The organism is Alkalihalobacillus sp. AL-G (assembly GCF_030643805.1).
GTDB lineage: Bacteria > Bacillota > Bacilli > Bacillales > Fictibacillaceae > Pseudalkalibacillus.
In genome coordinates this window covers 1,530,449-1,543,357 of sequence record NZ_CP094656.1, presented here as the reverse complement: position 1 = coordinate 1,543,357, position 12,909 = coordinate 1,530,449, and the positions used below count along the sequence as shown (strand labels likewise).

The window sequence follows — 12,909 nt, the reverse complement described above, 5'->3', positions numbered from 1 at the left end:
TATCGATCTCCCCCTTCATCCTCTATCCATTTTCATTCTGCTGATTGATCTCTTCACCTGCAATAAACTCGTTTGCATCTTCAAGTTTATTATGCTCATCCACGGAATCCCCGCCTATTGAATCATCTATGCGGAATGGATTTGTGAAACTGATATCTGGGTTTAAAGATGATGTTGATTGGAGTTCCCGTATGTCTTTACGTTCTTTTTTTTCTTCATGAGCCATTGGTATCACTCCTTTACCCTTCATTAATAATCGGGGTTTTAAGTATAACCTTGACGTATATAAAGGAATTCATACATATAACCACAATTTAAAACGGGAATGACTCCTGAAGAGACATTCCCGTAGTTTATTTTATCCAGATTTCTTTTTCCGTTTCGACAATTTGTCTAATACCCACCCTTGCCCGACTTCACAATACCTAAGTGGAAGTTCCAGCTGTGCAAGAATAGTGCCTTTTCCGATTAGCTTCAATGTTCCTGTTTCTTCGTCTAAAATGTCGACTTTTGCTGTTTCCGTCTTTGAGAGTGGGACTACTAAGTTTTGTAACCCTTTGATCTTAAAGGCTTTTCCATCAAAAGATACCTTGTGACAATGGGGAGGCTGACCGAGTTTAATTTTCTCCAAACTTGCTTCCCTCCTATCTTAGATTGACTCTATTGTATCAGATTAGAACAAAGAAGAAAGCATATTTTTGGATATTTTGAAATTTTCATATTAATGAAATATTTTAGTTAAACCATGTATTCTTCGACATTATTTTCCATGTTTTAAACGTAGCTTGTTTGCGTCAACTCTCACTTGTTGAAAGCAAATCAGTATTGCTCATACAATGGTTTGACTCAGCAACTTCAAGAAATAAAATGCACATAGAAACTGCCCATGCAAGAGGAGTGTTTTCATTCGGTTGATCTGTTCCACCGATATAAAGCTCTGGGACCTCCCCATTCTCAGGTATGATTGAAGCGGTCTTTTTTACGTACGTTTCAAATTGTTGGTGTTCACCCAACTGCGCATAGCATAAACCAAGCCAAGGAAAGCCAAAGCACCATTCGGCTTCGCGTCCTTCGTTAAAATATCGATCCCCTTCGTAACGGATACAGCCATATTTTCTTTCCAGTCGGCTCGTTACCCGATTCAAAATTTCTCGTGCAGTTTTCCTTGAAACGAGTTGGAACGGATAAATCAGCGAAAGTAAGGCGAGATCCGTTTCTTTTGTCGAGCTTTCCCGTGGTAACAAAAAACGTAACGCCTCTTCCCCCTTTTTAATTAGACCAGAAGGAACATCCACAATCATTTTCACTGCTTTCAATCCAGCAACACACGCTCCGACACTAGAAGCATGCAACTCTGAATACTCTTCCCACATACCATTGTCTTCATCTTCCCAGTAACGAACACAATCTAAATACTCAACAAGCTTTTGAAGAATTTCCCGATCTTTTTCATCACGCAGCATTCGTTTTCCTCTGGCGATTCCTTTTCCAATCCCCCATAAAAAAAGTCCTATCGCATCGTGCTGAGCATGGCCCCATTCCACTGGCAACTCCTTCAACTCAAGGGAATAGCGGGCATGAATATACTCATATCGATATACAGGTTTTTGAAACCGGTGTATATCAATTTTCCATTCATAGTTCCGAAGCATATCAAGTAACGCATGATAAGCTTTTTCATAGCGACTATCCTGTTTATCCAGAAATGGAAGAACGATGTAGCAGACGTCCCTTATCCATACGTATGAATAGTGGGACGATAAGCTTGCTCTATATGTTCCATTTGGCAAATGCATTTGCTCTAATACACGATAAAGTTTATCTGAATTCATCATGACTTTCTTACCTCTTCCTCACCTAGTTGTATTCTTTATTCCCAGTTTTCCAACCATTTACACAGCAATAATTAAAGAGGATAAGACCCTTCTGCAAAGGGATAGCGCTTTCACATGGTATTGCTTTAGCTTATTCAGATTTTGTTTTAAATGTCAGCCCATAAAAGGTAGAAATAACAAGGAAACCCTGCTTTTATAATAGAGGGTGGAAATGAAAAAATCAGCTCAATGTCAAAAGAGCTGATCTTAGTAATGTATTCTTATTTTTCAAAGGTCCCTTTAATAAGAGGATGTTTGTCCTGGACCATCACTTTTCCTTTTGCAATAACTGAATCAATCTCTAATCGATCGGCGTCTAAGATCACAAGATCCGCATCATTTCCAGGCTTAATTCTCCCTTTACGGTCTAGCTTCAAAATTTTTGCAGGTGTAGATGTAACAACTTGTAGCGCTTGTTCTAATTGGACACCTTCATGTAAGACTGCTGAACGAACTTCCTCATAAAGAGATGTAACCTGTCCAATTCCTAATCCGATAAATTCACCGTTTTCATTAAATTCAGGTAAGCTTCCATGTCCATCTGAAGTAAAGGTGATTTGTTCGATCGGAACACCACTTTCAAGCATTTCCTTCAATCCTCTACTACATTTGACCTCTCCATGGTCAAGAAACTTTTGAATGGTACTTGTCGTAAAATCGACATAACCGCCTTTTTTCGCAAAGTGAATTGCATCTTCAAACAATTCACGATTACGGTTGATATGAGTTGGATGGAATTGTGTAATTGGAATGTCCGTTGTATTCACTATTTCCTCAAGCATGGTAAGTCTTGTTGGACTGTCCCCAATGTGAAAATTCACAATCCCAGCTTTTCCAGATAATAGTCCACCTACACGTGCATCTGACGACAAGCGTGTGAGCTCTTCAATCGTAGGCTGGGAAGAACGGTGGTCAGAAATCGCAATCTCTCCAACTCCAATGATACGGTCGATCAATAATATATCTTGTTCAATTGAACCGGTCAACGTTTTCACAGGTACTTGGTACGACCCAGTGTGTACAAAGCAAGTAATCCCTTCCTCTTCTAGTGCGTTTGCTTTTGCAACGAGTGCACTCATCGTTCGAGTCGTTCCATCTGTACCGATGACTCCGATTACAGTCGTAATACCACCACAGGTGATTTCTGACAGCATAAGCTCAGGCGTTCGTGTCTTAAAGCCGCCTTCTCCCCCACCACCCATAATATGAACATGAGAATCGATGAAACCTGGTACAACATATTTTCCGTCAGCATCAATTACTTCAACATCAACAAATCTTTCTGGCACCTCAAGTGATTCACCAACATAGGCAATCCGCTTATCAGTAATAAGAATGTCCTTTTTGCCTAATTTCTCAGGTGAGAATACCGTTCCATTTCGAATTAGCTTAATCACTAGTCTCCTCCTCGGTACCTGTATCATTAAGCTTATTTTACATAAATTCAGGCCACTTTAAACAATCTATCCTCTTATTTGTACTCTGACGATCACTTCGTCCAATAGGTTAATCTGCATTTACTGTTTTCACTTCATCTCTAAGATGATTTGCTAAATATTTCTGCTCAAGTTCAATTGCACTTAGAGGTGTTGAAAAGTAAAACCCTTGCACCTCTTCACATTGTACGGTTTTTAAAAAAGAGAGCTGTTCTTCCGTTTCAACCCCTTCGACTAATACGGTAAGCTTGAAGTGGTGGGATAAATCAATAATCGCTTTTACCATAGCAATATCGTTCAAATTTGCCGGTACATCCATTATAAAAGGACGGGCAATTTTCAGTTGATTCAACGGATAATTTTTCACATAGCTAAGCGATGAATACCCCGTACCAAAGTCATCAATCGAGATCTGGATCCCCATTCCATAGAGCTCACGCAGCTGTGAAATCAGAAGATCTTTTTCAATCATGGCGATATTTTCAGTAATCTCGATTACAAGCTTTTCAGGTGGAAATGACGTCTGGGCTAGTAATTTAGAGATTTTAGAAACAAGGTTACCAACCATGAACTGTTGTGGACATAAATTCACACTTAACCTTGGTGGCGCAAATCCTTGTTCTTCCCATTTTTGAAATTGGAGAATCGATGTTTCCATTACAAGGTCATCTATCGGAATGATTAAATCAAACTCTTCGGCAAGAGGTATGAATTCCCCTGGTGCGATAAGTCCACGTTCAGGATGGTGCCAACGTACAAGTGCTTCGACCCCTGACATCCCTCCATTTTTAATATTAAATTGCGGTTGATAATGAATCTCAAACTCATTTCGTTTAATCGCAGTATGCAAATCGGTTAATAATGCCATCCGTCCAGCGAGCTGGTAGTCCATTTCAGGATAATAATAAACCATGTGACTTTGATGCTCATCTTTTGCCTTATACATCGCAAGATCCGCATTCTTCATCAAGTCCTCAACCGTTTCACCATTTTCAGGATACAACGCAATTCCAATACTCATTGTTATTGAAAGGTCCCTGCCATGAATGCGGAATGGGCTATCAGTAGTTGAAAGTACCTGTTTTGCAATTTGTTCAATCTCTTCTTCGTAATAAAGTTCATCAACAACAACAGCGAATTCATCACCGCCATGACGTGCCATAAAAACATCGCGAGGTAGCACTTCTTTTAGACGATCGACGAATTCCAGAATCAGCGCATCACCGATTGAATGGCCCAACGTATCGTTTATATGTTTTAATCGATCGATGTCGATGAACATTAACGCAACCATCGAGCGGGTACGTGAAGCATCAATCAGCTTGCAGCCAATCATTTGTTCAAGGTATCGCCGATTAGGAAGTTGAGTAAATGTGTCGTGTCTCGCAATGTAATCAATTTGCTTGAAGGCTTCTTCAAGCTCATGGTGGGACACCGTCAGTTCTCTCGTCCGTTCACCGATTTTCTTTTCTAAATGTTGATTGAATAGCTTCAACCGATTGACCAGAGATTGATTCTGTACGATTCCAAGTAAATCACGACAGATTACAAGGATAAGTGTAATAATCAGGCCGCCAAACAGAATGTTATTGTTCTTGTAGATGAAGATACATTCATAAAGCAGTACGAAAACGCCAGTGTACTGGATAAGCGGGCGGATTAACTCCCAGCGTCCATATGTTATGTAAAACGTTTGCAAATAACGATGCGGAACTGCTTTTTGCTCTGTTTTGAATGATGCCGCCATGAGGTACATACCAAAACCGTAGAGCGGTAAATACAGGATACGTTCAAGCTCTCCATCAAGAGAATTTACTACTAACATAACATCAGTAAGCAAGTTGACAGTCATCCCCCAAAATAGACCAATCAACAAGTTACGATTCAACGGTTTTTCATGAACGATCAGCATCGAAGCCAAGACAAACAGGACAAACAAATCGCTTAGTGGATATAATATCCCATAAACGAGCGATACATCCTTTGCCGTAGACATATAGGTGACCAACGTAATGGCTCCAAATACGACGACGGAAATGTGTAAATCAAATAATAAGAAGGCATAATCAAATTTCGTACTTACCTTAAACAACACATACAAAAGCCCAACTGTTATGAAAATGACATAGCCAATCCAAAATCCATCTGAAAGAAATTTAATCTGAGTATAGCTTTCTTGAAATAGATAACGGGAAATCTCTGCAACCCCTAAACAAATAATACTCGCGAACACAAATGAACTGAGCACTTTCGTTAAGCTCGAATGAATATTTAAGCTTCTTAAAACGAGTCCGATGCTAATAAGGAAAAGCACACCAAAAACGAGAATAGCAATAAGTAAAAATTGAGCGGTTGACACCCATTCTAAGAAGTAAATTGAATATAAAAGGAAAACGGACGAAATAACCCCTATACTAAATCGACTCATCAACATGACCCATGCCTCCAACTGTTCAATCAAAAATCACACTATATTATGTTATATCGACATGTTTCGAGGTTTTGTTTAATTATTTCGATGAACGGAATTTCCAACAAAATCACCCGTTCTAGTGTGTTTTACTGCTCGAATCGATTCCGCGTTGAAGTCAAAATTGCTTTTCAGTAATGCAATTTATGATTTCCGTAGGCGGGACATAATGATAAACTACGATTAGGTCAGAACAGAATGGAGGAGTTTTCATGTCCCAAAAACCATGGATAAGTCCCTACATCGGGATTGCTATAGGTGTCCTATCAGTATCCACATCCGCTATCCTAGTAAAATTGTCAACAGCTCCAGCACCGGTTATTGCAAGCTATCGCCTTTTATTTACGACATTAATGATGTTACCTTTCATTTTGCTTTCATTTCGAGGCAGTTTCAGATTGATCCAACGTCGTGATGTCCTCTTTTGTTTCTTATCAGGGGTGTTTCTCGCAATCCATTTTATACTATGGTTCGAATCCCTTAATTACACCTCAGTTGCTAGCTCTGTTGTACTTGTTGCGCTTCAGCCTATTTTTGCATTTGCAGGAACCTACTTGATTTTCAAGGAACGGTTGCATTGGAAAGGTTTGTTAGGCGGAGCCCTTGCAATCGGTGGAAGCCTTATCATCAGCTGGGGGGATTTTCAAATCAGCGGGATGGCTCTATTCGGGGACTTTCTAGCTTTATTAGGAGCAGCAGCGGTTACCGTCTATTACTTATTCGGGCAAGAAGTACGAAAACGAATCCATCTGATGCCTTACACCTTTCTTGTCTACGGGATGGCTACCGTTACCTTATTCATTTACGATCTTTCCCTCGGATACTCACTCGGTCCATACCCAGCTGAAGACTGGATTTACTTTTTATTACTCGCTCTTTTTCCTACATTACTTGGTCATACGATTTTTAACTGGGCATTGAAATATGTGAGTACATCAGTCATCTCAATGAGTATTTTAGGTGAGCCGATCGGGGCATCCATTTTGGCTTACTTCATTTTGAATGAAACCTTACGAATAGAACAATTAATTGGTGGTTTTATCATTTTATCAGGTATATATTTGTTCATCCGAAAACGTCGTGAGAAGGCAATAGTTACAGGTGAGGTTTCAGGACGGGTTGTGTGAATATTACAGTCCATTGGTGATTCGGGACCTTGACATATAGAATAAAAGGAGTTAAAGTCCCGAAGATCAAATTCAAGACAATAATCCCTAAAATATGGATACTCTTGTCCACAAAAAACATAGAATAAATCGTTTTTTTAGGTGCAACTTATCAGTTAGAGGTGAAAAAGATGGAAACAGAACAACTGATTGGCACACTCAACAATTGGGTCTCACAACAACTACTCATACAAAAGGAAGAAATGAACGATCTGGATGAGACATTTTTAACATTGGAAGACGTACGGTATAAGCCTCAACCCCGTGATACTGAAGATTATATGGAGGGAAACACACTCCAACTAAGTGGAGAAGGTCTGATATTGGAAGGACAAATGACCGCTTCACTTCCATATGAAAGCTATGACATTCCTCTAGAAGGACTTGAAAACGTAATGATTGCTGAGGATAATTTATCATTTGATACTGCCAGGGGCCGATACCGAATTGCCTTTAAACGATAAACGAATGCCAAAAAAGGGACCAACTCCCATCAACATAAGAGTCAGTCCCTTCAAAAAACGATCATTTGGTTAGGATTATTAAAATTTAGCAGGACATATTGGTGAATTGTTCTCCTATGTCCTTATATGAATTAAACTATCTCTGAACCGTCAGCGGCAAATACTTATTGACCTCGCGAATTGTTCCATCCTTTCGATAGATCACGTGCTCGTACCCTTTTTGCTGAGCCCTTTGACGTGCGACATCAATTGCCTCTTCCTGAGTAAAGTGTGTACTGGATGAACGGTAATTTCCGTCTAAAATATTGGCCCACCTTTTCCCACGTTTTACGGTAACAATCATTCTAGACATTTTCCCACATCCTTTAACAAATTATTTAATGTACTTTAATCCTACCACAGCTTTAATAAGCTTTGTATTGGGAAAGTCAACAGGTTTTCATGCCTAAAATCGTTGTATTTTCAGTAGAGTTTTCCCAATCTAGTATGGTTGCCAAAGTGAGCCATTCGACATCACCAACAAAGGGAAAGCGTAAGATCGAAGCAAGCATCTGTCGAATCAGGCTGAAATTCAATCCGGATCCCATCAGGTGTAATCCTCGTTTCAAAGTCTGTCTGCACACCAGTAGACTTGATTAGTTGGTCTACTTTCTGATTCTGATTCAATTCCGCTGCACGCTTTAACTGCCTCGCAAAATCTGTTTTTGAAGCAATTTCCTGTAACAATCTATAAACCTCTTGAGTAGGGGACATGAAACTTTTAGCAGAAAACATGAGCTTTGTAATATCTTTAGGGTCCGTCTCTAACGGATTCATCGGTAATCGTGGATACCATTCGCCCCAACCAGAATATCCGTTCCAAGTGTTGAATGACATTGGATCACCCTCCTTTTGATTACTGTATTCTTAGAAGGTTATCCACGGACCTTTTACACTGCCAATGTTAAAAAAGGCATTGTTGACGCGGAAATAGCCATGTTTCATGCAAAAAAAAATTGACGCGAATACAAATTAAAAAAAGAGCAGGAGTTTCCTAAACTGTACCCTGTAGAGTAGACACATTAAAAAAAGGTCTACTCTGCAGGGTCTTTTTGTGTACAATTAGAGTGAAAAATGGGATGGGAGAACACACATGAGTAAAAAATGCTTCACAAAAAAAGAGATCGAACTATTATCAAAAAATCCTTATGTTAAGTCCGTTACTTCAAAAGCCATCACCTATACTGATGAATTCAAGCAGCTGTTTATTGTTCAAAAGGAACGTGGGAAATTCTCTAGAGAGATTTTTGAAGAGTACGGGTTTGATACAGAGATTATTGGAACTAGACGTATTAAATGTTCTGCTGAAAGGTGGGGGAAAGCCTATCGTAAAAATGGAGCACTGGGACTTCAGGATGCAAGAAGAGGACAATCAGGAAGACCAAGGAAAAGAGAACTTTCCAATGAAGAAAAATATGCAAGGTTAGAGGCGGAAAATAATTTATTGAAAGCAGAGAACGAATTGCTAAAAAAGATAAAGTTCGCCGAAAGGGGGCTAAAGAAAAAGAACTGATCTTATCAGCTGATCAGAAGTTCGTCCTCATTCGATACATCATTGAGAAATATAAGTTAAAAAACATGATCACTTACCTTTGTAAATCTGCAGGCGTATCTCGTCAAGGCTACTATAACTATTTTTCAGCGAAACAAGTAAAGCGAAGAAGGGAAAAAGAGAAAAAGGATGAAGTTGTCCGGGATGTTATTCTCAAAGCCTTTCACTTTAAGAACCGTAAAAAAGGAGCCCGCCAAATTAAAATGATACTGGCAGGTCAATTTAATATTGTCTATAACCTTAAAAGAATCGGGAGAGTCATGAACAAGTATGGCATTGTATGTCCTATCCGGAGAGCGAATCCTTACAAGCGTATTATGAAAGCCACCCAGGAGCACAAAGTCGTTTCGAACCAGCTTAACAGAGAGTTCAAACAGGAAGTACCTTATAAGGTGCTGCTTACAGACATCACATATCTCTACTTCGGGAAAGGGGAAAGGGCTTATTTATCAACCATTATAGATGCCTCTACCAATGAAGTATTGGCCCATAATGTTTCGGATCGAATTACGCTCGACATCGCTATGGACACGCTTAAGAAGTTAAAGAAGAATAGGAAGGTTAAACTGGCTAAAGGAGCCTACATCCATTCTGATCAAGGGAGTCATTATACCAGCCCTGTATATCAAAAGTTGGTGAAGAAACATCGACTGGGCCAGTCCATGTCCAGAAGGGGGAATTGTTGGGACAACGCCCCACAGGAATCCTTTTTTGGTCATTTCAAAGATTTAGCTGAAATAAAATCCTGTAAAACACTGAAAGATCTTAAACGGGAAGTAAAAACTGCCATTAAATACTACAACTCCTATAGATACCAATGGAATATGAAAAAGATGACCCCCGTTCAATACAGAGATCATCTTCTTAACGCAGCCTAGCCTTTTTTAAAATTGTCCTTTACAAGGGGTACAGATTATCCTGCCCTTTCAACTTAATATTCATGCTATTTACACAACATCATAACCTTGACCTTCTACCGCTTCTCTCATTTGAGCTACAGTTACTTTACTATCCTCATAAGATACCTTTGCCGTTCCTTCATCTAGATTCACTTCAACCTGGTCAACTCCATTTAATTCCTGTAATGCGTTTGTCACAGACTGTTTGCAATGACCACACGTCATACCTTTTACATTCAATGTTTTTTCCATTATAAAAATCCTCCCTTACAATCTTTTTTTAATATGAGTTCAAAAAGTAGACGAATCAGAAACAAGAAGTTCAAGGCGCGACAGTTTTGAGGACCGGAACGTATAGTGTTAATACGTGAGGACCGGAAAAACCGAGTACAAGAATAACCTACGGAAGCGGTACCTCGCACGAAGGAAAAGTGAACTTCTTTTTCAAGGAACATAGAAATTCGCCGTTTATCAACGAGCGGTACTTGCACGAAGACTACGAGTTGTACCGAGGAACCTTACCTCGGAGCATTCACTTGTAGACGCAGGTACATGAGCCCTTGGATACTTTTTGAACATCCCCTATATTTTCACTCGCTTCAACCGAAGAGAGTTACTAACAACTGAAACTGAACTGAATGCCATTGCGGCTCCAGCGACCCATGGCGCTAATAACCCTACGGCTGCAATCGGAATCCCGGCTGAATTGTAAAATAGTGCCCAAAATAAGTTCTGCTTGATGTTTGTCATTGTCTTGCGGCTTAATCGAATTGCTTTTGGCAGGTTCATTAAGTCGCCTCCGACAAGAGTGATATCTGCTGTTTCGATTGCTACGTCTGTTCCAGTTCCGATCGCTACACCAATATCTGCAAGTGCTAGTGCAGGTGCATCATTAATACCATCACCGACCATCATTACACGCTTCCCTTTTTCTTGAAGCTCTTTAACCTTATCAGCTTTTTCCTCTGGAAGCACTTCAGCAAAAACGCCGTCAATCCCTGTCTGATCTGCTATGGCCTGTGCGGTCCGCTTGTTGTCACCCGTAATCATATAAACTTCGATACCTAAATCTTGTAGTGATTGAATTGCTGATTTAGAAGATTCTTTGACTGTATCTGCTACAGCAATAATACCCGCAAGCTTTTCATCCAAGCTGATAAGCATCGCCGTTTTGCCATCTTGCTCAAGTGCTGCCATTTTATCCTCATATTCTAAAAAGTCTACTTGTTCAAGGTTCATCAATTTCCTTGTACCGACCAGTACTTGTTTTTCATTTACAATAGCTTTTATACCATGGCCAGGTATTGCCTCAAAATCATCAGCGATAAACGAATCAGCTTGTTGCTCGACCCCGTAATTTACAATTGCTTCAGCCAAAGGGTGTTCCGATGCTTTCTCGGCGGCAATAACAAACGATAGTAAATTCTTTTCATCTGTAATCGGAATCCAATCTGTCACTTCAGGTTTCCCTTTCGTAATCGTGCCCGTTTTATCGAGTAAGATCGCTTCGATTTTATGTGTGCCTTCTAAATATTCCCCGCCTTTAAATAAAATCCCTTGTTCGGCACCTTTTCCTGTTCCAACCATGATTGAAGTCGGAGTGGCAAGACCTAATGCGCATGGACAAGCAATGACAAGGACGGCTATCGAGGCTTCAAGTGCAGCAGCCAAGTCACCGGGCACAGCAAACATATACCAAGCAAAAAATACGACAATGCTGATGACAACAACAATCGGAACAAATACGCCTGAAATGACATCTGCTAATCGTTGTATAGGTGCCTTTGATCCTTGCGCCTCCTCAACGATACGGATAATTCCAGCAAGTGCCGTATCTTTCCCAACCTTCTCTGCCTCAATTGTGAGTACACCGTTTTTGTTGATGGTCGAACCAATTACAAGGTCATCAGGTTGCTTTTCAATCGGAATCGACTCACCTGTTATCATCGATTCATCCACTGAGGACTTTCCTTTCAAAACCTTTCCATCAATAGGGATTTTATCACCTGGTTTTACTATGACGTGATCCCCTACTTCTACTTGATCAATTGGAATTTTCGTTTCATCCCCGTCTCGGATAACAATAGCTTCCTTAGCTTGTAGGTTAAGCAATGATTTGATAGCAAGCGTAGTCCGACCTTTTGCCATGTATTCAAAATATTTTCCGACGAGAATCAGAGTGATCAGGATCGCACTTGTTTCAAAGTATAGATTCGGTTCATACCCGGGATTCAACCACGATCGAATCGCCTCTGCAAAGCTATAAAAGTAGGCGGCCGAGGTTCCTAGGGCAACAAGGACATCCATGTTGGCACTCTTATTCAACAAGGCTCTGAATGCACTCTTGTAAAAAGGACCCCCGATATAAAATTGAACTGGAGTAGCGAATAACAACTGCACCCACGGATTCATCAGAGTGTGCGGAACAGGGAGACCAAGGTTAAAAGGTAAGTGCCCGACCATTGTGTAGAGTAATGGCAGCGATAACAAAATCGATAGGAGTAAGGTTCGTTGCTTTTTCTTTAATTCCTTATCCTTTGCAGCTTCCTTCGTATTCCGTTCTTGCAGTGGTTCGGCTGAATAACCTAGCTTACTTATACGGTCAAGTATTTGTTGTACTGAAACTAGACCAGGATTATATTCAATGACTCCGGCTTCTGTTGTTAGGTTAACGGATGCATTTGATATACCTTCCATGTTCCCTACGACCTTTTCTATTCGTGCAGAACACGCAGCACAGGTCATACCATGGATATCGAGTTCAACCTTTTCGGTCGGTACACCATATCCAAGCTTTTCGATCCGTTCAATGATATCCTTAGTATTCACTTTCTCTGGGTCAACAGCCACTTTCGCTTTTTCAGTTGTGAGGTTGACATTCGCCTCCACCCCGTCCATTTTATTTAGTACTTTCTCTATACGGTTGGAGCAGGCAGCGCACGTCATACCTGTTATGGGTATTGTGTGTTCTTTCTGGTTTTTGTTTTGCTCTAATGTATCATTCATCTG

At 40.2% G+C, this 12,909-nt stretch carries 12 protein-coding genes; 3 read left to right on the top strand and 9 right to left on the bottom strand.

What is annotated here, in order from left to right; genetic code table 11:
• Window positions 1–22: 22 nt before the first annotated feature.
• The 5 genes from MOJ78_RS07980 to MOJ78_RS07960 all read right to left on the bottom strand — a co-directional run bounded on the left by MOJ78_RS07980 (window position 23) and on the right by MOJ78_RS07960 (window position 5,744).
• The gene (locus MOJ78_RS07980; protein ID WP_304980658.1) at window positions 23–226 is read right to left on the bottom strand and encodes a hypothetical protein; all 204 of its coding nucleotides are present in this window, start codon (window positions 224–226) and stop codon (window positions 23–25) included.
• 132 nt (window positions 227–358) lie between these two features.
• Window positions 359–631 (bottom strand): hypothetical protein, encoded by a 273-nt coding sequence (locus MOJ78_RS07975; RefSeq protein ID WP_304980657.1) that lies wholly within the window; start codon window positions 629–631, stop codon window positions 359–361.
• Between the two features lie 163 nt (window positions 632–794).
• Window positions 795–1,832: a glycoside hydrolase family 15 protein gene (locus tag MOJ78_RS07970; protein ID WP_304981206.1), complete on the bottom strand. Its 1,038-nt coding sequence runs from the start codon at window positions 1,830–1,832 to the stop codon at window positions 795–797.
• Window positions 1,833–2,095: 263 nt separating this feature from the next.
• Window positions 2,096–3,271, bottom strand: a complete 1,176-nt coding sequence (gene iadA / locus MOJ78_RS07965) for a beta-aspartyl-peptidase (protein WP_304980656.1) — start codon at window positions 3,269–3,271, stop codon at window positions 2,096–2,098.
• Between the two features lie 109 nt (window positions 3,272–3,380).
• Window positions 3,381–5,744, bottom strand: coding sequence for a putative bifunctional diguanylate cyclase/phosphodiesterase (locus tag MOJ78_RS07960; protein WP_304980655.1), 2,364 nt, complete (start codon window positions 5,742–5,744; stop codon window positions 3,381–3,383).
• Window positions 5,745–5,992: 248 nt separating this feature from the next.
• Between MOJ78_RS07960 and MOJ78_RS07955 the strand changes: the two genes are divergently transcribed.
• On the top strand, window positions 5,993–6,907 hold the full coding sequence (locus MOJ78_RS07955; RefSeq protein WP_304980654.1) for a DMT family transporter: 915 nt from the start codon (window positions 5,993–5,995) through the stop codon (window positions 6,905–6,907).
• 170 nt (window positions 6,908–7,077) lie between these two features.
• A complete protein-coding gene (locus MOJ78_RS07950; RefSeq protein WP_304980653.1) occupies window positions 7,078–7,410 on the top strand; it encodes a protein YmzB in 333 nt (110 codons plus the stop codon).
• Window positions 7,411–7,546: 136 nt separating this feature from the next.
• Here MOJ78_RS07950 and MOJ78_RS07945 read toward each other — a convergent pair whose 3' ends face one another.
• Together MOJ78_RS07945 and MOJ78_RS07940 are read right to left on the bottom strand one after the other, a co-directional pair.
• Entirely contained in the window at window positions 7,547–7,762 is a 216-nt protein-coding gene (locus tag MOJ78_RS07945) for a DUF2188 domain-containing protein (RefSeq protein ID WP_304980652.1), read from the bottom strand.
• A 161-nt stretch (window positions 7,763–7,923) separates the two neighbouring features.
• A complete protein-coding gene (locus tag MOJ78_RS07940; RefSeq protein ID WP_304980651.1) occupies window positions 7,924–8,286 on the bottom strand; it encodes a YuzC family spore coat inner layer protein in 363 nt (120 codons plus the stop codon).
• Between the two features lie 256 nt (window positions 8,287–8,542).
• Here MOJ78_RS07940 and MOJ78_RS07935 point away from each other — a divergent pair.
• A protein-coding gene (locus MOJ78_RS07935) for an IS3 family transposase (RefSeq protein ID WP_370529725.1) occupies window positions 8,543–9,879 on the top strand; the annotation gives its coding sequence in 2 pieces (ribosomal slippage) (window positions 8,543–8,954 and window positions 8,954–9,879; 1,338 coding nt in all).
• Between the two features lie 69 nt (window positions 9,880–9,948).
• Here MOJ78_RS07935 and copZ read toward each other — a convergent pair.
• Together copZ and MOJ78_RS07925 are read right to left on the bottom strand one after the other, a co-directional pair.
• Window positions 9,949–10,152, bottom strand: a complete 204-nt coding sequence (gene copZ, locus MOJ78_RS07930) for a copper chaperone CopZ (protein ID WP_304980650.1) — start codon at window positions 10,150–10,152, stop codon at window positions 9,949–9,951.
• Between the two features lie 330 nt (window positions 10,153–10,482).
• Window positions 10,483–12,906, bottom strand: a complete 2,424-nt coding sequence (locus MOJ78_RS07925) for a heavy metal translocating P-type ATPase (RefSeq protein WP_304980649.1) — start codon at window positions 12,904–12,906, stop codon at window positions 10,483–10,485.
• Window positions 12,907–12,909: the final 3 nt, after the last annotated feature.

Excerpts from the sequence above, each read along its gene's own strand:
- MOJ78_RS07980 (WP_304980658.1), bottom strand. The coding sequence starts at position 226 with ATGGCTCATGAAGAAAAAAAAGAACGTAAAGACATACGGGAACTCCAA.
- MOJ78_RS07970 (WP_304981206.1), bottom strand. The coding sequence starts at position 1,832 with ATGAATTCAGATAAACTTTATCGTGTATTAGAGCAAATGCATTTGCCA.
- MOJ78_RS07960 (WP_304980655.1), bottom strand. The coding sequence starts at position 5,744 with ATGTTGATGAGTCGATTTAGTATAGGGGTTATTTCGTCCGTTTTCCTT.
- MOJ78_RS07955 (WP_304980654.1), top strand. The coding sequence starts at position 5,993 with ATGTCCCAAAAACCATGGATAAGTCCCTACATCGGGATTGCTATAGGT.
- MOJ78_RS07950 (WP_304980653.1), top strand. The coding sequence starts at position 7,078 with ATGGAAACAGAACAACTGATTGGCACACTCAACAATTGGGTCTCACAA.
- MOJ78_RS07945 (WP_304980652.1), bottom strand. The coding sequence starts at position 7,762 with ATGTCTAGAATGATTGTTACCGTAAAACGTGGGAAAAGGTGGGCCAAT.
- MOJ78_RS07940 (WP_304980651.1), bottom strand. The coding sequence starts at position 8,286 with ATGTCATTCAACACTTGGAACGGATATTCTGGTTGGGGCGAATGGTAT.
- copZ (WP_304980650.1), bottom strand. The coding sequence starts at position 10,152 with ATGGAAAAAACATTGAATGTAAAAGGTATGACGTGTGGTCATTGCAAA.
- MOJ78_RS07925 (WP_304980649.1), bottom strand. The coding sequence starts at position 12,906 with ATGAATGATACATTAGAGCAAAACAAAAACCAGAAAGAACACACAATA.